19 protein-coding genes are annotated in these 21263 nt (G+C 69.2%); 7 read left to right on the top strand and 12 right to left on the bottom strand.

What is annotated here, in order from left to right; translation table 11 throughout:
* Positions 1-44 precede the first annotated feature (44 nt).
* From ACYVKX_RS10660 to ACYVKX_RS10645, 4 genes are read right to left on the bottom strand one after another with little or no spacing between them, the layout of a single operon-like run.
* Positions 45-1772, bottom strand: a complete 1728-nt coding sequence (locus ACYVKX_RS10660; RefSeq protein WP_460831812.1) for a thiamine pyrophosphate-binding protein — start codon at positions 1770-1772, stop codon at positions 45-47.
* Positions 1769-2980, bottom strand: coding sequence for a thiolase family protein (locus tag ACYVKX_RS10655; protein WP_460831808.1), 1212 nt, complete (start codon positions 2978-2980; stop codon positions 1769-1771). Before ACYVKX_RS10655 ends, ACYVKX_RS10660 begins: the two co-directional genes overlap by 4 nt.
* A complete protein-coding gene (locus ACYVKX_RS10650; protein ID WP_460831806.1) occupies positions 2977-3396 on the bottom strand; it encodes a Zn-ribbon domain-containing OB-fold protein in 420 nt (139 codons plus the stop codon). The genes ACYVKX_RS10655 and ACYVKX_RS10650 overlap by 4 nt, the downstream gene beginning before the upstream one ends.
* Positions 3393-4994: an AMP-binding protein gene (locus ACYVKX_RS10645; RefSeq protein WP_460831803.1), complete on the bottom strand. Its 1602-nt coding sequence runs from the start codon at positions 4992-4994 to the stop codon at positions 3393-3395. Before ACYVKX_RS10645 ends, ACYVKX_RS10650 begins: the two co-directional genes overlap by 4 nt.
* A 280-nt stretch (positions 4995-5274) precedes the next feature.
* Between ACYVKX_RS10645 and ACYVKX_RS10640 the strand changes: the two genes are divergently transcribed.
* From ACYVKX_RS10640 to ACYVKX_RS10625, 4 genes are read left to right on the top strand one after another with little or no spacing between them, the layout of a single operon-like run.
* Complete coding sequence (locus tag ACYVKX_RS10640; RefSeq protein WP_460831801.1) at positions 5275-6894, top strand: AMP-binding protein; 1620 nt, start codon at positions 5275-5277, stop codon at positions 6892-6894.
* A gap of 56 nt (positions 6895-6950) precedes the next feature.
* On the top strand, positions 6951-7679 hold the full coding sequence (locus tag ACYVKX_RS10635; RefSeq protein WP_460831798.1) for an enoyl-CoA hydratase/isomerase family protein: 729 nt from the start codon (positions 6951-6953) through the stop codon (positions 7677-7679).
* Positions 7676-8833, top strand: coding sequence for an acyl-CoA dehydrogenase family protein (locus tag ACYVKX_RS10630; protein ID WP_460831796.1), 1158 nt, complete (start codon positions 7676-7678; stop codon positions 8831-8833). Before ACYVKX_RS10635 ends, ACYVKX_RS10630 begins: the two co-directional genes overlap by 4 nt.
* A 29-nt stretch (positions 8834-8862) precedes the next feature.
* On the top strand, positions 8863-9624 hold the full coding sequence (locus tag ACYVKX_RS10625; RefSeq protein WP_460831793.1) for a crotonase/enoyl-CoA hydratase family protein: 762 nt from the start codon (positions 8863-8865) through the stop codon (positions 9622-9624).
* 3 nt (positions 9625-9627) lie between these two features.
* Here ACYVKX_RS10625 and ACYVKX_RS10620 read toward each other — a convergent pair whose 3' ends face one another.
* The 6 genes from ACYVKX_RS10620 to ACYVKX_RS10595 form a co-directional block, all read right to left on the bottom strand.
* Entirely contained in the window at positions 9628-10749 is a 1122-nt protein-coding gene (locus ACYVKX_RS10620) for an acyl-CoA dehydrogenase family protein (protein WP_460831791.1), read from the bottom strand.
* A complete protein-coding gene (locus ACYVKX_RS10615; protein ID WP_460831790.1) occupies positions 10746-11942 on the bottom strand; it encodes an acyl-CoA dehydrogenase family protein in 1197 nt (398 codons plus the stop codon). The genes ACYVKX_RS10620 and ACYVKX_RS10615 overlap by 4 nt, the downstream gene beginning before the upstream one ends.
* Positions 11939-12709 (bottom strand): SDR family NAD(P)-dependent oxidoreductase, encoded by a 771-nt coding sequence (locus ACYVKX_RS10610; RefSeq protein ID WP_460831788.1) that lies wholly within the window; start codon positions 12707-12709, stop codon positions 11939-11941. Before ACYVKX_RS10610 ends, ACYVKX_RS10615 begins: the two co-directional genes overlap by 4 nt.
* The gene (locus ACYVKX_RS10605; RefSeq protein ID WP_460831785.1) at positions 12702-13679 is read right to left on the bottom strand and encodes an acyl-CoA dehydrogenase family protein; all 978 of its coding nucleotides are present in this window, start codon (positions 13677-13679) and stop codon (positions 12702-12704) included. Before ACYVKX_RS10605 ends, ACYVKX_RS10610 begins: the two co-directional genes overlap by 8 nt.
* Positions 13672-14826 carry an acyl-CoA dehydrogenase family protein gene (locus tag ACYVKX_RS10600; protein WP_460831782.1) on the bottom strand — a complete coding sequence of 385 codons (1155 nt, stop codon included), beginning with the start codon at positions 14824-14826 and terminating at the stop codon, positions 13672-13674. Before ACYVKX_RS10600 ends, ACYVKX_RS10605 begins: the two co-directional genes overlap by 8 nt.
* A 75-nt stretch (positions 14827-14901) precedes the next feature.
* The gene (locus ACYVKX_RS10595; protein WP_460831779.1) at positions 14902-16020 is read right to left on the bottom strand and encodes an oxidoreductase; all 1119 of its coding nucleotides are present in this window, start codon (positions 16018-16020) and stop codon (positions 14902-14904) included.
* Between the two features lie 193 nt (positions 16021-16213).
* On the opposite strand from ACYVKX_RS10595, the gene ACYVKX_RS10590 reads away from it, so the two are divergent.
* A complete protein-coding gene (locus ACYVKX_RS10590; RefSeq protein WP_460831776.1) occupies positions 16214-17218 on the top strand; it encodes a Rieske 2Fe-2S domain-containing protein in 1005 nt (334 codons plus the stop codon).
* On the opposite strand, the gene ACYVKX_RS10585 is transcribed toward ACYVKX_RS10590, so the two are convergent.
* Positions 17191-17877: a TetR/AcrR family transcriptional regulator gene (locus tag ACYVKX_RS10585; RefSeq protein ID WP_460831773.1), complete on the bottom strand. Its 687-nt coding sequence runs from the start codon at positions 17875-17877 to the stop codon at positions 17191-17193. The two genes, ACYVKX_RS10590 and ACYVKX_RS10585, sit on opposite strands and share 28 nt — an antisense overlap.
* 79 nt (positions 17878-17956) lie before the next feature.
* Positions 17957-18817, bottom strand: a complete 861-nt coding sequence (locus ACYVKX_RS10580; RefSeq protein ID WP_460831770.1) for an alpha/beta fold hydrolase — start codon at positions 18815-18817, stop codon at positions 17957-17959.
* A 121-nt stretch (positions 18818-18938) separates the two neighbouring features.
* Between ACYVKX_RS10580 and ACYVKX_RS10575 the strand changes: the two genes are divergently transcribed.
* Together ACYVKX_RS10575 and ACYVKX_RS10570 are read left to right on the top strand one after the other, a co-directional pair.
* Entirely contained in the window at positions 18939-20087 is a 1149-nt protein-coding gene (locus ACYVKX_RS10575; RefSeq protein WP_460831767.1) for an acyl-CoA dehydrogenase family protein, read from the top strand.
* A gap of 25 nt (positions 20088-20112) precedes the next feature.
* Complete coding sequence (locus ACYVKX_RS10570) at positions 20113-21246, top strand: thiolase family protein (RefSeq protein ID WP_460831764.1); 1134 nt, start codon at positions 20113-20115, stop codon at positions 21244-21246.
* Positions 21247-21263: the final 17 nt, after the last annotated feature.

Here is a 21263-nt window from a genome sequence, read left to right as displayed (position 1 = left end):
GGCGAGGGCAGGGCGGCAGGACGGGGACCCGGTGACGACACGGCTCAGTAGCCGCCGGTCTCGTTGCGTCGCGAGCCGAACCGGTGCAGCAGGTCACGAAAGGTCACGTCGCGACTGATCGCGACGTCGAGCACCAAGGGCCGGGTCAGGCCGGCGATCGAGCCCAGGTGCTGGTCGAGCTGCTGCACATCGGTCACGGCGTGACCGTCGCAGCCGATCGCGCGAGCGATCGCCGCGAAGTCGAACGGCGCACTCTCGGCCACCTCCGCGGCCCCGCGAGACCCGTGCAGTACCCAGCCGAGCGCGTTGTTGTTGAGCACGACGACGACGACGGGCAGGCTCCGCTCGACCGCGGACATCAGTGCGTGCAGGCTCATGCTGAAGCCGCCGTCGCCGCAGACCGCCAGGGCCGGGGAACCAGGGCGGACCAGGGCGGAAGCCATCGCCGCCGGCACGGCGTAGCCCATGCCGCCGCCGGCTGCGGGCTGGAGGTACTCCCCCCCAGCGCGGGTGGTGAACCACTTGAGCATGAAGAGCCGGTTCTCGCCCGCATCGCAGGACACGGCCGTGTCGGGCGGGATCGAACGCGCGATCTGCACGACGACGTCGTGAGGTGACAACCGTCCGCCCACCACGGTCGCCGGCCAGTCGACAGCCGGAATGGTTGTGCGGAGCCGCTCGAGCCGTGCTGCGCCCTCGTGGCGCCCCGACCCGTCGTAGGAGGCGAGCAGGTCCGGGAGGACGTGTGCGGCGTCGCCGATGACCGCGACGTCGACCGGAAGGGTCCAGCCGACGTTCGCCGGCTCGACGTCGACGTGGACGATCCTCTGGCGGGCGGGGTCGACGAGCTCCGGATGCGCCTCGGCGGTGTCGCTGGACCCGAGCTTGGTGCCGACCGCCAGGATCACGTCCGACCCACCGACCGCGAGATTCGCCAGGTCCGACCCGAACGGGCCGATCACGCCTGCGGCGAGCTCGTGGTCCTCCGGGAAGACGCCCTTGCCGCCGGACGTGGTCGCCACCGGGAGCCCGGCCTCCTCGGCGAGTGCCCGGAGCTCCCGCTGTGCGCGGCCGGTCCGGACGCCGTTGCCCGCCACGATGACCGGTGCGGTCGCCGCCGCGAGCGCCGAGACCGCTTCCCTCAGCGCTTGTGCGTCCGCGGGCCGGGGCCGGGTGCCGGGGAGATAGGTCGACGTGGGATGCAGCCGCGGGCCACCGGCCGCGGACATCGGTCCCCTCAGCGAGTCCGCGGAGTACACCACCGCGACCGGTCCCGGATCTCCGCTGAGCGCGAGCTTGATGGCCTGCTGCGTGTGCTGCACGGCCTGGCTGGGATAGCGACTCACCAGGACCGACTTCGTGACCGCCGCGAGAGCGCCCCTCGCGTCCCAGGTGCCAGGATCTCCGCTGCCGCCCTGGTACGGCGCGTGGTGGGCGTACTCGCCGCCGTCGGACATCTCGGTGAGGATGATCATCGGGGAGCTCCCGAGGAGCGCCTCCATGGCGGCCTGCCCGGCGTTCCCGACGATCCACTCGCCCTGGCCCATGACGGCCGCGGGCCGGCCGGTGAGTCGACCGTGCGCCTCCGCCATGTAGGCGCCGATCGACTCCTCCCGCACCACCACGGCGCGGATCCCGGGGTGCTCGGCGACAGCGTTCCAGAGCTTGAGGGTCATGCCTCCCGGCATGCCTAGGACGGTGTCGACGCCGCCCTCGACGAGCGCGTCGACGATGGCTGACTCGACGCTCGGTCCTCGCGGCGGAGCAGTCACGCAGACTCCTGTGAGGGCGCGCTCTGTCCGGCCGTCAGGAGCAAGGACGCGGCCACCACTCCCCCGCCGATCCCGACGGCGGCAACCTCGGCGCCCTCGACCTGTCGGCCGTCGGCGCGCTGCCACAGCTGTTCGAGCGCCTCGGCCAGGAAGCCCCAGCCGTGTAGACGACCGGCCGAGAGCTGCCCGCCCCAGGTGTTGATCGGCATCGAGCTGTCCAGACTGAACCGGGCGCCGCCCTCGGCGTACGCCCCGCTCTCCCCGGGCCCGCAGAACTTCAGTGCCTCGAGCCACATCAGCGTGAAGATGCTGAACCCGTCGTACAGCTGGGCCACGTCGACGTCGCTCGGCTTGAGATCGGTGCCCTCCCACATGTGGTCGGCCGCATCGTGCGGCGCCATCGTCGACAGATCGGGCCAGTGCTCCCAGTACGGACGATGACGCATGGCCGACCCGACCGACTCGATCTGGACCCAGTGCCGAACGTCGGGACGCGTCTCCGGCGCCGAGATGACGATGGCGACACAGCCGTCCACGGGGACGTCGCAGTCGTAGAGGGAGAGGGGGGACGAGATCTCGCGGCTCCCCAGGTAGTCGTCCATCGTCAGCGGGTCGGTGAACACCGCGTCCGGGTTGCGGCGGGCATGCTCGCGATGGCTGATCGCGACCCAGCCCAGTTGCTCCTTGGACGTGCCGTAGGTGTGCATGTGGCGTTGGGCGTACATGCCTGCCCAGTTCGCGGCCGACACGGCTCCGGACGCCAGCAGCCACGCGAGGTTGCCCTCGGCCTCGACCATCTGACCGCCCAGCCCCGGCCGTCGCCCGGGACCCTGCGCCTGCGCCTCGGTCGTGGTGCGGAACACCACAACGTGCTTGCACAGGCCAACCGAGACCGCGGCGGCCGCCTCGATCAGCGAGACGAACTGCGCGGCCCCCTGGTAGGAGCCGAGGTGCCAGTTCAGCTCGAGACCGAGGGCGTCCTGGATCTCGTAGATGTCGGGTCCGATGAAGCCCGGGTTCAGCGGAACCGTGAGGCCGGGATAGGTCGCGAGCCCGTCGATGTCGGACATCTCGAGACCGGCGTCCGCGACGGCCGTCGTGATGGCGTCGATGGTCAGCTGGTGACCAGAGCGGTCCAGACGACGGCCGACGGCCGACTTGCCCAGACCGGTGATCAGCGGTCGACGCCACTGGGCGCGCCGCGTCACGCCGCCGGCCAGGGCGTGAAGACGGGGCGGTGCAGACCGTTCGGAGCTAGCTCGAAACGCACTCCCACCGGGACACCGATCGCCACCTCGTCGGGGGCGAGGTCGCCGGGTCCGACGAATCGGATGCCGTCCTGCTCTGGGAACTCGACGACGACCAGCACGTAGTCGGCCGGGGCATCCGGTGCCCACGCGTTGTGGTTCACCGTGAACGTGTAGACCCGCCCGGGAGCGACGACGTCGACCCACGGCAGCTCTCGCCCGCCGCAGCGCCGACACACCCCGCGTGGCGGCGACACGTGCAGGCCGCACTGCGTGCACCGCTGGGTCAGCAGCTTCCCGGCGGCCGTGCCGTCCCAGAAGCGCTGCTCCTCCGCGTTGATCCGTGGCCGGACGGCAGGGATCTGAGCCGTGGTCATCGCTCGGACGCCGCAGACGCCGCAGTGGCCGCGCGTGCCGAACGGCCGCTCAGGACAATGCCGTGAGCCTCTCGGTCCCAGGATGAGACCGTCCCGTCGTTGCGGAGCTGGTGCTTGAGCACCTTGCCGCTGGGCGTCCGGGGAAGGTCCTCGGTGAGCTCGATGTAGCGAGGTACCGCGAAGTACGGCATGTTCGCTACGCAGTGCTCCACGAGCTCCTCGAAGGTCACGGTGGAGCCCGGGCGCAGGACGACCACCGCCTTGACCTCGTCCTCGGTCAGGTCGCTGGCCACACCCACGACGGCGGCCTCGATGACCGCGGGATGACGCGCGATCGCAGCCTCGACCTCGTAGGAGGAGATGTTCTCGCCACGACGACGCAGGTAGTCCTTTTTGCGGTCGACGAAGAAGAAGTAGCCGTCCTCGTCGATCTTCCCGAGGTCGCCGGTGTGGAACCACAGGTTCTTCCACTTCTCGGCCGTCGCCTCGGCGTCGCGGTAGTAGCCGTCGAACATGGACTGGGCGCGACGAGGCCGGATCACGACCTCGCCGACCTGACCAGGCTCCAGCTCCTTGTCGTTGTCGTCGAAGATGCGGACGTCGTAGTACTTCTCCGCCACCTTGCCGGCGGAGCCGGGTCGCAGGGGCACGTCCGGACCACTGACGGTCACCGGCGCTGCCTCGCTCAACCCGTAGACGCTCTCGAACTTGCACTTCCAGCGCTCGGCCATGGCGTCCTGCAGGGACGCCGGTACCGGCACGCCCACGACCGTGTCGATGCCCTCGTCCTCGTCGGGCTCACGCGTCCAGAGCAGCATCGCCATCGAGCCGAGCATCAGCGTGGCGCTGCAGTCGTGCTCACGGATCTTCGCCCAGAAGCCCGAGACGCTGAACCTGTCGTCCTGGACGCAATGCACACCGCGGTAGATCGACCCCAGCACGCCGACACCCTTGGCCGCGAGGTGGAAGAGCGGACCGCAGGAGTAGAACACGTCGTCCGGCCCGCGGTACCAGCTCGACGACTCCAACTCGGCGTGCGTGACCAGGTAGTTCTGCGACATGAGCGCGCCCTTGGACGGGCCGGTCGTACCGGAGGTGAACACGATCGTCGACGGGTCGGTCCACAACGGATCGGGAACATCGGACAGGGCGTCGGTGGAGTAGCCCTGGAGAGCGTCGATGCCGACCACTTGCACGCCCTGCCAGGGGTCGAGCTGTCCGGTGGCCCCCCGCACGATCACGTGCTGGATGGACGGCACCCGGTCGAGGATGTCGAGGGCGACCTGGCGGAGCGCGCTGTCGACGATGATGATCTTGGCGGCGCTCACGTTGAGCTGGTGGGCGAGGAAGTCGCCCCGGTAGGCGGTGTTCAGCATCACCTCGATGGCACCGAGGCGAGCCGTCGCGAACTCGATGACCACCTGGTCCGCGCAGTTCTCCGTCAGAATCGCGACCACGTCGCCCTTGCCGATCCCGTACTCACGCAGCGCACGCGCCACGGAGTTGCTCCGCCCGACCAGGTCCCCGTAGGAGATGTCCTCGCCGACGATCGACAGTGCGATCTTGTCGGCCTTGGTCTCAGCGTGACCCAGCAACATCCCCGTGAGGGTCCTTCGAATCGGGTCGTCCCACGAGTCCTTCATATTGCTCCAGCCCTCGAGTCGTCCGTACGCGCACACGCGTCGAGTCATCGCGACGGAAGCCCGCTCGAAAGCGGCCCGGCGCGTGGCGTCCGTGAGTGAACATATCTGTTGACACGTCGCCTCGCAAGGCCTTGCACCCGAGTTGTCAACGGGTACGATGACGTCGGATCGCCGTGGTGGACACCTCACTCGAGCGCGACCGGCATCTCGGCATCACACCTCCGGAGGAGTACAGATGACCCGCTTCGTCCCGGGCGAGCGCAAGACGCTCCACGGCATCCTCGAGAAGCAGACGACGGCGCACGCCGACAAGGTCGCCCTCACGATCCTCGGCGAGCACCTCACCTACGAAGCGCTCAGCCTGGCGTCGACGCGGATGGCCAACGGCATGCACGCGCAGGGCCTCCGGCCGGGCGACGTCATCGCGACGCTCGCCGAGAACTGCGTGGAGCAGGCCTACCTGCAGTTCGGGACGGCGATGAGCGGTGTCATCGAGGTCATGATCAACACCTCGTACCGCGGCGAGTTCCTGCGGCACCAGCTCGCGGACTGTGGAGCGAAGGCCATCATCGTTGACGGGCACTTGCTCGAGCACGTCCTGGCGGTGGCGCCCGACCTCCCCGATCTCACGCAGGTCTTCGTGCGCGGGGACACGGGTGGGCAGTCCTCCGGTCTCCCCCGCCTCAGCCTGCATCCGGTGACCGAGCTCCTCGATGCGAGCTCGACCCGACGCGACTTCACATACTCGCCGCAGTGGAGCGACCCCTGCAGCATCGTCTACACGTCCGGCACCACGGGACCGTCCAAGGGGGCGGTGCTGAGCCAGCACTACCTGGTCACCACGTCCGAGCAGATGGCCGGCATGTGGTACGAGGACGAGGACGACGCGTTCTACGCCTGCACCCCCATGTTCCATCTCGCCGCCAAGGGCGCCGGCATGATCTCGTCGATCTCGATGGGCGCCCGGTGCGTGCTGGACGAGAGGTTCAGCGCGTCGAACTTCTGGCGGCGCGTCCGCGAGGAACGGTGCACCGCGACGCTGCTGCTCGGGTCGATGGGCATGATGATGTGGAACCAGCCGCAGTCGGAGGAAGAAGGCATCCGCGTCGTCTACGCCGTCCCGATGCCCTGGGACCTGAAGGCGAAGATGGAGCAGCGCTGGGGCTGCCGGTTCATCACCGCCTACGGGCTCAGCGAAGCGAACCCGATCGTCAAGATCGACCCCTCCGGAGGGGAGCTGCCCCGCGGCGCCTCCGGGCGACCCAACGACGACCTCTTCGACATGCGCATCTTCGACAACGAAGGTTGTGAGGTCGCGCCCGGGGTCGTCGGCGAGATCGTCGTCCGTCCGAAGGAGCCGCACGTGATGTTCGAGGGGTACTTCAACAACCCCGCCGCCAGCTGGCGCGTCACGAAGCAGGGCTGGTTCCATACCGGCGATCTGGGTCTGATCGACGAGGAGGGCTTCTTCCACTTCGCGGACCGGAAGAAGGACTACCTGCGGCGTCGTGGTGAGAACATCTCGTCGTGGGAGGTCGAGCAGGCGATCGCTCGGCACCCCGACGTCCTCCAGGTCGCCGTCGTCCCGGTGCCCAGCGAGATGTCCGAGGACGAGGTCAAGGCATACGTCGTGCGCCGGGACGGCTCCGAGCTCGATCATCGCGAGCTGATCGAGCACTGCGTCGAGAACATGCCGTACTTCGCCGTCCCACGGTTCATCGACTTCATCGACGAGCTGCCCTCGACGCCCACCGGCAAGGTCTTGAAGTTCAAGCTCCGCGAGATGCACGACCCGGCAGCCTCCTGGGATCGCGAGAAGTCCGGCATCGAGGTCAAGCGACCGGCGCCGGCATGACCTGGACGGCACATCCTTCATCGACCGGCACGATCCGCGTCGAGTCCCGAGGACCGGTGGCACTGGTCACCCTGAACCGTCCGGACGAGCTCAACGCGTTCAACCCCGCCATGCACCACGACCTGGTGCAGCTGTGGCCGCTGCTCGCCGACGACCGCTCGCTCCGCTCCGTCGTCCTCACCGGAGCGGGCCGTGCCTTCAGTGCTGGCGGCGACTTCGCCTGGATGTCCGAGATCAACGCGGATCCCAGGGCCGCGTCGCGCTCGGCCACCGAGGCGGAGCAGCTCATCTCGGCGATGACGCGCTTTCCCCTCCCCGTCGTCGCGGCGGTCAACGGCCCGGCGGTCGGCCTGGGCTGCAGCCTCAGCATCCTGTCCGACCTCGTCGTAGCCGCGGACACGGCCCACTTCTCCGACCCGCACGTGGCGATCGGGCTGGTCGCCGGTGACGGCGGTGTCTTCCTCCCTCTCCTGACCGGGATGCACGCGGCCAAAGAGTTCTTGTTCCTCGGATCGCGCGTGCGCGCTACCGAAGCGGTGGCAATGGGACTGGCGAACCGGGTCGTCCCCTCCGAGGACCTGATGGAGACGGCCATCGCTCTCGCGGAGCGGCTGGCAGCACAGCCGGCCGACGCGCTCCGCGCGATCAAGAAGGCCTTGAACGCGTACGCGTCGTCGGCGACGGCCACGGCCACGCAGATCGCGGTGCTCGCCGAGCAGCTCAGCATGAGCTCGGCGGACCACGGTCAGGCCCTCGCGGCGCTGGCCGACCGGAGCCGCCGATGACCTCGGGAGGGACGCGACGACAGATCTTCACCCGCGAGCACGACGAGTTCCGCTCGATGGTCCGGGAGTTCGTCGAGCGCGAGATCGTTCCGGAGCACCGGCGCTGGGAGACGGACGGACGGGTCGATCGCGACATCTTCGTCCGGGCGGCCGAGCGAGGCGTCATCGGCTTCAACGTCCCCGAGGAGTATGGCGGACTCGGGATCGACGACTTCCGGTACAACGCGATCGTGACCGAGGAGCTCGCCGTACGCGGCCTCCACGGTCCGGGCTTCGGACTGCACAACGACATCATCGCGCCCTACCTGCTGCGGCTCGCCTCTCCTGAGCAGAAGCAACGCTGGTTGCCGCGGATGGCAGCGGGCGAGCTCATCTTCGCCATCGCGATGTCAGAGCCCGGCGCGGGCAGTGACCTGGCAGGAATCACGACCACGGCAGAACGCGACAAGGACGAGTGGGTCCTCAACGGCCAGAAGACGTTCATCTCCAACGGGCTCCTGGCCGACGTCGTGATCGTCGTGGCACGGACCGAGCCGGCCCTGGGCAACAAGGGCATCAGCCTCCTGGTCGTCGAGGACGGGATGCCGGGCTTCAGCCGGGGCCGCAAGCTGGAGAAGATAGGCCTGCCGGCGCAGGACACCGCCGAGCTCTCGTTCGTGGACGTCCGCGTGCCGGACTCCCACCTCCTCGGTCAGCAGAACCGGGGGTTCGTGCACCTGATGGAGAACCTCCCCAGCGAGCGGCTGTCGATCGCGATCGGCAGCGTCGCCAACGCCCGGAGCATCCACGAGCAGACCCTCGAGTACGCCAAGACCCGCCTCGCCTTCGGTCAACCGATCGGCTCCTTCCAGATCAACAGGTTCGCCCTGGCCGAGATGGACACCGAGCTCGACATCGCGCAGGTGTTCGTCGACGACTGCGTGCGTCGCGTGGGCGACGGAACCCTGTCGGCCGTCGACGCCGCCAAGGCGAAGTGGTGGGTGACCGAGCTGCAGAAGTCGGTCATCGACCGGTGCCTGCAGATGCACGGCGGGTACGGCTACATGCTGGAGTACCCCGTGGCGAGGGCCTACCAGGACGCACGGGTGCAGACCATCCTCGGCGGCACGACTGAGATCATGAAGGAGATCGTCGGTCGCGCGCTCGGCGTGTGAACGCACGACAACCCGGAACGGAGCTCGCCATGAGCGCAGTACTCGTCGAACGTCGTGGGGCCGTGCAGATCATCACGATCAACCGCCCCGAGGCGAAGAACGCCCTCGATCGCGCCGTCGCGGTCGGCATCCGCGATGCCGTCGACGAGCTCGACAGCGACGACGGACTTCGCGCCGGAGTCCTGACCGGTGCCGGTGGGGTGTTCTCGGCGGGGATGGACCTCAAGGCGTTCCTGCGCGGGGAGACGCCCGCGATCGAGGGTCGCGGGCTGTGCGGCATGACCCGGACGCCGCCCACCAAGCCCGTCGTCGCCGCGGTCAGCGGCTGGGCGCTCGCTGGTGGCTTCGAGCTACTGCTCGCCTGTGACCTCATCGTCGCCGACGAGACGGCCCGATTCGGCGTGCCCGAGACGCAACGAGCCCTGGTCGCCGCGGGTGGCGCCGCCATCCTGCTGGCGAGCCGCATCCCGCGCAGCATCGCGATGGAGCTGATCCTCACCGGAGATCCCATCGATGCCGCCCGCGCCGCCGAGATCGGGCTGGTCAACCACGTCGTGCCCGCCGGCGAGGCGCTAGAGACGGCCCTCGCCCTGGCCACCCGGATCGCGGCCAACGGCCCGCTCGCCGTAACGGTGTCGAAGCACCTGGTGCGGGAGTCGGCAGACCTGTCGACGGAGGACGCCTGGGCACGGCAAGAGGTGCTCGTCGACCCGGTGTTCTCCTCGGACGACGCGAAGGAGGGCGCGGCCGCGTTCGCCGAGCGCCGACCGCCGGTGTGGACCGGTCGCTGATCCTCAGCGGTCCGCCAGGATGGCCGCAGCGCTGCGCCGTCGATGCCACCGACTGCCACCGCAGAAGCTCTCGTTGAACTTGGCGCGCTTCAGCAGGAGGTGCAGGTCGTGCTCCCAGGTGTACCCGATGCCCCCGTGCAGCTGGATGCCCGTGCCCGCCACCTTCGCGGCGACCTCGACGGCGTAGTCCTTCACCATCGACGCCGCAAGCGCCGAGCCGAACGGGTCTTCGCTGACGCGGACCCACGCGTCCTCGGTCAGCACGCGTGCCGCCTCGGTCGTCACGAGCATGTCGGCGGCCTGGTGCTTCACTGCCTGGAACGAGCCGATCTTGCGTCCGAACTGCTCGCGCTGCTTCGCGTATGCCGCGGTCATCTCGACCACGCGACAGGCGACGCCCACTGAGTCCGCCGCCAGAGCCACCGCCGCACGATCGAGGACGGCCGACACCAGGCCCTCGGCGTCGCGTCCCCGTGCGAGCACGTCGGCGTCGGCGACAACGGCCCCGTCGAGTACGACGGCTCCCACCCTGCGCGTCAGGTCGACCAGGGGCCGGTCCGACACCACGACTCCGGCAGCAGTCGTCGGAATCACCAGGACGACCGTCTGCTGAGCCTGGTCGTGCGCAGCGACGACCAACAGGTCCGACCCGACGGCGTCGAGCACATGGGGCACCGATCCGTCGAGCCGCCAACCGGAGGAGGTGCGCTTGGCGACGACGGCAGCGGCCGCACCCGACTCGGGGCTGCCGAAGGCGATGGTGCCGAACCGCCCACCGGTGCCGAGGTCGGGCAGCCAGCGTTCCTGCTGAGCGGTCGAGCCGCCGAGCAGGATGGCACCCGTCGCCAGCACCCCGGAGCTGCACAGCCGGGAGGAAGCCGAGTGCCTGCCGAGCTCCTCGACCAGCACGCGCAGGTCGGCGAGGGTCGCACCGGCCCCGCCGAGCTCGTCGGGCACCTCGATGCCGAACCAGCCCAGCTGCGCCATCCGCTGATCCAGCGCGCGCGCGGGTTGGCCGGATCCGGCGAGCTCCCGTACCCTGACCGACGACGACTCGGCCGCCAGCAGGCGGCGAGCGGAGTCTCGGAGCGACTGCGTGCTCTCGTCGACGTCGAGAAGGATCACGAGGCCACCTGGGGCTCACGAGGGAGACCGAGTCCCCGCTCGCCGATGATGCTCCGTTGGATCTCGCTGCTCCCGCCCGGGATCGTCCACTCCCAGGAGCCGATGAAGTCCAGCATCCAGTTCCCCGACTCCCACCCGGCACTCAGCGCGCGACCCGAGGCCAGCTGGCCCTCCATGCCGCTGAGGTCCACACCGAACTCGGTGATGCTCTGGAGGAGCTCGCTGTAATAGAGCTTGATGACCGATGCCAGGGTGCCGCGATGCTCGTCGCGCACGCCCTCGCCAACGGCACGGGCGCAGAGGAGTCGCAGAGCCCGCGCGCGAGCGTGGAGCCGGGCCAACCGGTCCAGCACGACGTGGTCACCGTGGAGCGGGAGCGCGGCATCGCGCCCGCCGTCCTTGACGAGGTCGACCAACCATCCCAGCCCGACCGACAGTCGCTCGGCCAGCTCGATCACCGTGGCACCCCGCTCGGAGTTCAGCGTGCTCTGCGCGACGGCCCAGCCCCCGTGCTCGGGGCCGATCAGGTTGGCCGCGGGAATCCGGACGTCGGTGAGGAAGATCTCGCAGAAGTGCTCCTCCCCACTGGCCTGGCGGATGGGACGCACCTCGACGCCGGGACTCGACATGTCCATCAGGAAGTACGAGATGCCGTGCCGCTTCGGGGCGTGTGGATCCGTGCGGGCCAGCAGCAGGCACCAGTCGGCGTACATGGCGAGGCTTGCCCAGATCTTCTGACCGTTGACCACGAACGCGTCCCCGTCGCGGACGGCGCGGGTCGTCAGCGACGCAAGGTCGGATCCGGCGCCCGGCTCTGAGAAGCCCTGGCACCAGACCTCGCCCTCGAGGATGGCCGGCAGGTGCCGCGCCCGTTGCTCGTCCGTGCCCGCGTGGAGGAGGGTCGCCGCGGCGTGGTGCAGGGACACGAAGGGCACGACCAGCCGGGGCGCACCGGCCTTGGCCAGTTCCTCGAAGATGGCCGACTGCTCGTCGAGCGAGTAGCCACCACCCCACTCCTCAGGCCAGTGCGGAGCCGCCCAGCCCGCAGCCACGAGGCCGGCGAGCCATGACTTCTGGAACGCCACGAACTCGGCCTGGCTCATGCCCACCTGCCTGATCCGCCAGTCGGCCGGCACATTCGCCGCACACCAGTCGGCCACCTGGCGACGTAGCGCCTCGAGATCGTGCGTCATCGCGCGGTCCAGCCTCCGTCGACGGTCACGGTCTGGCCGGTGATGTAGCGGCCGGCATCGGAAGCAAGCAGCAGGAGCGCGCCCGACATGTCGCGAGCCGCGCCCCGCCTGCGCAGCGGGGTGTTGCTCTCGAGCCACTCGGACATCCGCTCGCTGGCGTACAGGCCCTCGGTCATCTCGCTCTCGAAGAACCCCGCGGCGATGGCGTTCACGCGGATGTTCTTCGACGCCCACTGCAGCGCCAGTTCCCGCGTCAGGCCGATCAACCCCGTCTTGCTCGCGACGTATGACGCCTGAGGAATGCGGCCGAGTCCCACGACTCCGCTGATCGAGGAGATGTTGACGATGGAGCCGCCGCCCCGCGCGACCATGTCCTGGTGCACCGCGGCACTGAGACGAGCCGGTGCCGTGAGGTTCACGGCGAGGACTTGGTCGAAGGACTCCCTCGACTCGTCCTGGGCCCGGACGACGCCACCGACGATCCCGGCGTTGTTGACCAGGACGTCAACAGGCCCGACCTCGGCGCGCACCCGGGCGACCACGTGCTCGGGACCATCCTCGTGGCTGAGGTCGCCGGTGATCGGGACCACCCCGGCGCAGGACCCAGCCAGGGCAAGCAGAGGCTCGGAGCGTCGTCCGGCCGCCGCGACCGACGCCCCCGCGGCGGTCAGGGTGCGGACGAAGGACTGGCCGAGCGTCCCCGATGCACCGGTGACGAGCGCGACCTTGCCCTCGAGCGAGAAGAGGTCGGAGACGGCATCAGTCACGCCGCGCTGCTGCCGTCAGCTCGTGCGGGGACCCGCCCCGTGGACCGAAGAGCCCGTCGAAGCCCTCCGCCTCGATCAGCCCGAGCAGCCAGGCGTCGGTGCCGGTGACCCCGGTGGGTAGCTCCCGGAGGGCCAGGCTGTGCCGCGAGAGCCACGACACCGGCGTCTCGTCACAGAACCCGGTCGCCCCGTGGACCTGATGACCGGTCCGGAAGACGGTCGACGCCGCGTGCAACGCCTCCGATCGCAGCGCCACCGCGTCGAGCAGTGCGGAATCGCGTCCGGACGCGAGCGACCAGAGCGCGTAGCGTCCCATCTCCTCGACGGCTTGGACCGCGACCCATGCGTCGGCCAGCTGGTACTGGATCGCCTGGAAGCTGACCAGCGGTGCGCCGAACTGGTGCCGGGTCTGGGCATGGGTACGCGTCTGTGCGACGACACCCTGCATCATGCCCAGCAGCGTGTGCGCGTTCAGCGTGACGAGGAGGGCCAGGAGCCGATCGTCGGCACGGCCGGTGGGCGTGAGCTCGGCCGAGACCACGAACGCACCCAGGCGACCGGTGCCCCGGTCGGCCGGCACCTGCACCGAGTAGGTCGCAGCGTCCTGGTCGACCGCCATCCAACGAAGGCTCGGCTCCGCGATCGACACGCGACCGCCCCGACCCACCAACGCGACCGCGTCGACGTCGAGGTGACCGTGCGCACCGAGACGCTCGGCAACCGGGCACGGTAGTGCGAACGCACCCGCGACCCGGCACGACTCCGCGGATGCCTGGAGCTGGAACTCGTCCTCGAGGGGTGCCAGGTCCCAGACCCCCGCGCCGGCCAGCGTGGCGTCGATCGAGCGTGCGGTGGCCGCGTGGTCGATGCTGGACCTGACCACGAGCTCGAGCCCGCCCGCAGCCTCGATGACCGTCCGCACGACCCGTCCGTACTCGAGCGCCTCGGGCTCGAACGCGCGGTCAACCACGGCCCGTCGCCATCTCGCGACCGATCAGATTCTTCTGCATCTCCAGCGTCCCCGAGGCGACGGTCGCCGCCTGTGCATAGCGCCAGTGATCCTCCACCGCCCGCAGGAAGTCCTCGTCGTCCTCGACGTGACCGAGCAGGTCGGCGCCAACGATGTCGAGGAGGAGGTCGGCCACGCTCTGGTCGAGGAGCGTGGCTGCCGTCCGATAGGCAGCCGTCTCCGCGGGGTTGGCGCGGCCCCCGCTCTGCGCGTCGAGAACCTTGTACGCGAGCAGCCGCACGGCGCGCGTCCGCGCGAGCTCGCGGGCCCACCGGACCTTGAGCGTGCCCGGCACGGCGTCCCAGGACGCGACCCCCCGCGGGGCCCACTGCAGGAGCTTCTCGCAACGCGCGTAGCGCGCGATGCCCACCCGTTCGTAGGCCAGCACCTCGCGGACGATGTTCCATCCCTCGCCCGGGGCGCCGAGGACGGCGTCGTCACCGACCTCGACCGAGTCGAAGAAGACCTCGTTGAGGTGGTGCGGGCCGATCATGCTGCGGATCGGCCGCACCTCGAGGCCCGGAGAGTCCATCGGCACCAGGAACACCGTGATGCCGTCGTGCCGGGACGACCGGTCACCCGTGCGGGCGAGCAGGAAGCACCACTGGGCCATCTCGGCGTACGAGGTCCAGACTTTCTGCCCCGAGATGACCCAGCCGCCCTCCGGCTTCCTGGTCGCCGAGGTGCGCAACGACGCGAGGTCCGAGCCGGCGTCGGGCTCGCTGAAGCCCTGACACCAGACCACCTCACCCGCGCCGATCGGCGGAAGATGCTTCCGGCGCTGCTCGGGAGTTCCGTGACGCATGAGGACCGGGCCCACCCAGTTGACGCCCATGTACTGGGCGCCTCGCGGTTCGTGGTTGGCCCACATCTCCTCCCGGACGACGGTCTGCTCCCACACCGACCCGTCCCGTCCGCCGTACTCGTGGGGCCACGCGAGGGTCAGCAGGCCCTCGGCGGCCAGCAGCCGGCAGAACGCCTGCGCCACCTCGAGGTCGGCTGGGTCGTCGGAGAAGGCACCGAGATAGCCCGTCGGTACGTGGTCCGCCATCAGCGCCCTCAGCCGGGACCGCAACCGGTCGGCCTGGTCCGCGAGCTCGAAGTCCACGGGCACATCCTGCGGGAGTTCGGATTTGTTGTCAACGAGTGTGCTGATCGACCACCACGCACTGCGCAGCGCGGGTCAGTGGTCGGCGAGAGCGGGATAGTCCGTGTACCCACGCGGGCCGCCGGTGTAGAACGTCGCGGGGTCGACCGGATTGAGATCGTGACCATCGCGCCACCTCCCGACCAGGTCGGGGTTCGCGATGACACCGCGACCGACTGCTACGGCCTCGCAGAGATCACCAGCGACGAGCCGGTCCGCCTCCTGCAGCCTCGTCATCGTGCGGAGCCCGGAGTTCGCCACGAGGCCGGCGCCGGATCGCGCCCGCAGCCCCTGTACGAGCGGGGAGGCCAGGTCTTCGTGGATCACGCTCAGGTAGGCGATGCCCAGATGCCGGAGGTGGTCCGACAGCACTCCATACGTCGCGACGACGTCCGCCTCGTCGTCCTCGACCACGTCCTGGATGTCGTGCATCGGCGAGATCCGCACTCCGAGGCGATCGGCGCCGGTCTCCGCTGCCACCGCCGCGGCGACCTCGACCGCGAGACGCGCCCGCCCGTCGGGACCGCCGCCGTACCCGTCCGACCTGACGTTGGTGTGCGGCGAGAGGAACTGGTGCACGAGGTATCCGTTCGCGAAGTGCAGCTCGACGCCGTCGAAGCAGGCACCGACCGCGCGCCGTGCTGCTGCCGCGAACCCGGTGACGACCTCGTCGATCCCCGTCCGGGTCAGGGCGGCGGGCACCGGATAGGCGCGCTTGCCGGACGGGGTGCGGAGACCGTGCTGGCTGCGCACCCCGAGCGGGCTGGGCGCGACCGGGCGCAGGCCACCCAGCAGCTCGGGGTGGGACACCCGGCCGGCGTGCATGAGCTGGGCGACGATCACGCCGCCCCTCGCGTGGACGGCCTCGACCACTCTCGCCCATCCCGCGGACTGCTCGTCACTCTCGAGACCGGGCTGGCCGGCGTACGCACGACCCCTGCGGGCCGGGAAGACTCCCTCGGTCACGATCATTCCGACGGAGGCGCGCTGGGCGTAGTGGGCGGCCACGAGGTCACCGGGGACGCCCCCCGCGTCCGCACGCAGGCGGGTCAACGGCGCCATCACGACGCGGTTCGGGAGTCGCAGCGCGCCCAGGCGAACCGGGGAGAACAGGGCTGGCCCAGCACCGCGATCTGCTGGGGGTGTTCGGGACATGTCGGGCCTCAACATACCGATCTCCAGGTCGAAGTCAACGCGCATGTTGAGTGCAACCCGGAGATTTCGGGGCTTCTGCGACGAGGGACGCGACGCAAGAGCGCGGTTGTGGCAGAGTAGCCGTCAACAGGTATGATGACGATCGACGGCGACGCGGCCGCGGAACCGGCGGAGACGGACGGAGGGCTGCAGAATGCACAACTTCCTGTACGAGACCTACGCGAGCGGTTGGTACCAGGTCGCGTGGAGCGACGAGATCGCGGCCGGCCAGAGCGTGCCGATGCGGTACTTCGACACGGAGCTCGCCGCGTACCGTGGCGACACCGGCACGCTGCACATCAGCGACGCATTCTGCGCCCACCTCGGTGCGCACCTCGGGTACGGCGGGCAGGTCGAGGGTGACGCCATCCGGTGCCCCTTCCACGGCTGGAAGTGGGACGCCGAGGGCCGCAACTGCGACATCCCCTACTCGCGCCCCAAGCAGATGGGGCTCCAGATCAAGCAGTGGCCGGTGCGCGAGGTCGACGGCGTAGTCCTGCTCTGGTACGGCGCGAACGGCGAGGAGCCCGCATGGGAGCCCTCCCCCTTCATCTGGGACGAGTCCGCCGACGTGGAGTTCTGGCCCATCCACCCGGACACGGCCCACGAGTGGCGAGGCGTCAAGTTCCCGCCGCAAGTGGTGACCGAGAACAGCTGCGACGCAGCCCACTTCAAGTACGTCCACCAGGCGTCCAAGGTCCCGGACGTGAAGTCCTACGGCGAGAAGGGTCACTTCTTCCGCACCGAGGTGATGATGGAGTTCGGCGGGGACAAGCCGTCGACCTGGGCGACGCCGCATGGACCTGTCGACGGCCTGATCATCAACGACGCATACGGCCTCGGCTACGTGGCCAGCCAGTTCACGTCCTTCGACACCGTCTACACCTGCACCGCGACGACCCCGATCGACGCGACGACGTCGGACCACCGGGCGACGGTCTGGATCCCCAAGACGCGCGGCGACGGGTCACCGCTCGACGAGAAGCTGCGGGACCGCTGGACCAAGCAGCAGTTCTCGCAGCACGAGGCGGACTTCCCGGTGTGGGAGAACATGACCTACATCAGCCGTCCGCCGTTCGCGCGCGACGAGTCCTTCCCGTTCCGCGCGCTGCGTGAGTGGTGCAAGCAGTTCTACGTGGCGGAGGAGTCGCCTGCCTGACCGGCAGGCACAGGGCCGGACCTGATGCCCTGGAGAACGAGGGTCGACAGCGCCTTGCCCATCGACTCGCCCGTGACGGGTCCTCCCGGCCGGAACCAGTAGTGCGACCAATTCACCATGCCGGCGATGGAGTATCCGATCTCACGCATGGGGAGGTCGTCGTTGAAGAGGCCTTGCTGTCGCCCTTCCTCGAGGATGAGGGCGAATGCACGGTCGTAGCGCTTCTGGATGGCCCGCATGCGGGAGTCGCGGTTCTTGCCCAGCTCGAGCTGACGACCGTGCTCACGGATGTAGATGTAGAGGTTCGGGAAGTTCTCGGCGTACGACACCATTAGGTGCTCGACGGCCCGGCCGAGCTTGGCGTCGGGGGCTTCCTCGCCCTGGACGATCTCCTCGAGCCACTCGACGTTGCCCTCGGCGGCCGTGATCGCGATCGCCTCGAACAGGTCGCTTTTGCTGCCGACGTAGTAGTAGAGCGTGGCCCGATCGAGCTCCACGGCCTCGGCGATGTCCGACACGCTCGTCTCGCGATACCCGCGGGTGGCGAACAGGTCGGCGGCAGCCCGGAGGATCTGCTCGCGCTTCTCGACGTACTCGGGCCGCGACAGCTCGAGCGCCAGTCGGCGCCTCTTTCCGATCGCACTTTCTTTGTCGCTCATGAGTCCCGTTCAGTCGGCGATGGGCCCGACGCGGTGGGACCACGCCCAGATGCTAGCGGCACTTCACCTGCGCCGGGCGTCAGGACGGCGATGACACGGGTGTCGTGACCACGCGGGTCAGGAACTCGAGCGCCGCCGAGGAGAAGTCGTCGTTGCTGTCGCCCGCGACCATGTGGTGCGCGCCCGCGATCGTGACCACATCGGCCTCGGGCACCACCCGCGCGAATGCCTCGGCATCGGCAGGCAGCACCACCTCGCTCTCGGATCCGCGCAGGAGCATGACCGGCGCGTGAATGTTCCCCAGGGCGCGCTCCAGCCGCTCGGTCTGGTCGGCATCGCCCTGGATGGAGCCGTTCGCCATGAAGGCCGGGTCCCAGTGCCAGTGGTAGCGCCCGTCCATCCAGACGCGCAGGTTCCGGTGGAGCTCGGTCGACGAGCGGCTCTCGCGGTGCGGCAGGTAGCGGGTCACGGACTCAACGACCTCCGCCATGCTGTCGAAGCCCTCGGGGCGCTCGGTCATGAACTCCTCGATGCGATCCCGGCCTCCGCGATTCATCCGCGGCGCGACGTCGACCAGCACCAGCGCCGAGACGGGCGTCCCCGGCTCCTCCCCAGCGGCGACCATGGCCGAGAGACCGCCGAGAGAGGCTCCCACGATCGACACCGGAGCTCCGCCGAGCTGCTCGGCCACGGTCCGGATGTCCGCGGCGAACGCAGCCAACCCGTAGTCGGCACTCTCGGACCAGTCGCTGTCACCGTGCCCGCGCAGGTCGAGGGAGACGGCGTGAAAGCCAGCGCCGGCCAGGGCGTCGGGGAAGGCGCCCCACGAGTATCGGGTCTGCCCTCCTCCGTGCAGGAGCAGCACCGTCGGATCTTCGGCCGAGCCGGTCGTGTGTCCACGGAGCCTGAGGCCGTCGTGAGTCGTGAAACGAACGTCCATCGCCATCCCCTCGTCCGTGGGCACCACGGCCCGCCAGGTCAGTCAACATGTATGATGATAGATGATCAAGTGGCCGTCCACGAGTTGGTCCAGGACGCCACAGCACGCAAGTGGAGGTCCCGTGCGTCGTCTCATCTTCGACCCAGTGCACGACAGTTTCCGCCTGAGCTTCAGGGAGTTCATCGAGCGGGAGATCGCGCCCCACCACGACCAGTGGGAGCGCGACGGTCGCGTCGACAAGGCCATGTTCCGCAAGGCCGGAGAGATGGGGTACCTCGGCATGGCCGTGCCCGAGGAGTACGGCGGCGGCGGCGAGCCCGACTTCCGGTTCAACGTGGTGGTCGCCGAAGAGATTCAGCGTGCGATGGTCAGCGGGTCGGGGATGTGCCTGACCCTGCACAACAACGTGTGCCTCCCTTACCTCATCGCCGGCGGCTCCGAGGAGCAGAAGAAGCGTTGGCTCCCCGAGTTGTGCGACGGCACCTCCATGCTCGCCATCGCCATGACCGAACCGGGCGCGGGCTCGGACCTCGCCGCTATGAGGACGTCCGCTCGGCGGCGCGGCGACACCTACGTCGTCAACGGCACCAAGACCTTCATCTCCAGCGGCACGAACTGCGACCTGCTCATCCTTGCCGCGAAGACGGATCCGGAAGCCGGTGCCCGTGGCATCTCGATGTTCGTCGTCGACGCTGACAGCCCCGGTCTCACCCGGTCACAACCTTTCTCGAAGATCGGCCTCAAGAGCCAGGACACGTGCGAACTGTCCTTCGACGGCGTAGAGGTCCCGGCGACCTCGCTCCTCGGCGAGGAAGGCTCTGGGTTCGGCCAACTGATGCAGAAGCTCGCGCAGGAGCGGCTCGGCATCGCGATCGCGGCGGTCGAGGCGGGGCATCGTTGCCTCGAGATCACGCTGGAGTACGCACGCGAGCGGACGGCCTTCGGGACGCCGATCGGGTCGTTCCAGAGCAACCGGTTCGCACTGGCCGAGCTCACCACCGAGCTCGACATCGCGCGGTCGTTCGTCGATCGGCAGATCATCGAGCACAACGACGGCCTGCTCTCCGGCGTCGACGCCGCGAAGGCCAAGTGGTGGTGCACGGAGCTGCTCAAGCGAACGGTCGACACCTGTCTCCAGCTGCATGGTGGCTACGGCTACATGCTCGAGACCCCCATCTCGCGCGCCTTCCTCGACGCACGGGTGCAGACGATCTACGGCGGCACGACACAGATCATGAAGGAGATCATCGGCCGCTCCCTCAAGCTCTAGAACCATCAGAATCCAGGAGACCACCATGACCGACGCAGTGATCATCCAGGCAGTCCGCACCCCTCACGGACGCCGCAACGGCGCGCTCGCCGACATCCATCCCGTCGATCTCTCCGCCCATGCGCTGACGGCGCTGCTGGGGCCGCTCGATCTCGACCCGGGTCTGATCGACGACGTGGTCTGGGGGGTCGTCGGCCAGGTGGGCGACCAGTCCGTCAACGTCGGCCGCAGCGCCGTCCTCGCCGCCGGCCTGCCCGAGTCACTCCCCGGGGTCACCATCGATCGACAGTGCGGGTCGAGCCAGCAGGCGGTCCACTTCGCGGCGGCCATGGTCATCAGCGAGCAGAGCGAGTTCGTCATCGCCGGCGGGGTCGAGTCCATGAGCCGCGTTCCGATCGGCACCGGACGCATCGACGGGTGCCCATGGGGACAGACGGTGCTCGACCGGTACGGCGTCGACACGTTCAACCAGGGCGAGGGTGCCGAGCTCGTCGCCGACAAGTGGGACATCGGCCGGACCGAGATGGACGAGTGGTCGCTGCGCTCGCACCAGCGAGCCGCGGCAGCGACCGACGCCGGCGCCTTCGACTCGCAGCTCGCGGTGTTCCCCGGTCGGCTGGAGGTCGACGAGGGCATTCGCAGGACCACGTCGCTCGAGAGCCTGGCCGGGCTCCGGCCGGCCTTCCGGGAGGACGGCCGGGTGACCGCCGGGAACTCCTCCCAGATCTCCGACGGTGCCGCTGCGCTGCTCGTGACGACCAGCGAGCTCGCTCAGGCGTACGGCCAGACTCCGATCGCCCGGGTTCGCTCCACGTCGGTTGTGGGGAGCGACCCGGTCATGATGCTGTCCGGTGTCATTCCTGCGACCGAGGCCATCCTCAGGAAGTCAGGCCTGTCCATCGCCGACATCGGCGTCTTCGAGGTCAACGAGGCCTTCGCCCCCGTCCCCATCGCCTGGGTGCGCGAGTTCGGTGCCGACGAGGAGCTCGTCAATCCCCAGGGCGGAGCCATCGCCCTCGGACACCCGCTGGGCGGAAGCGGAGCGTCGATCATGACGCGGATGGTCCACCACATGCTGGCGAACCAGATCAAGTTCGGGCTGCAGACCATGTGCGAGGGCGGCGGGATGGCGAACGCCACGCTCCTGGAGCTCATCTGATCCGGCATGTCATCTGA

It is taken from the genome of Nocardioides hungaricus (assembly GCF_054782915.1).
Note: the sequence above shows the minus strand (reverse complement) of the source record. Positions and strands in the feature narration are given on the sequence as shown.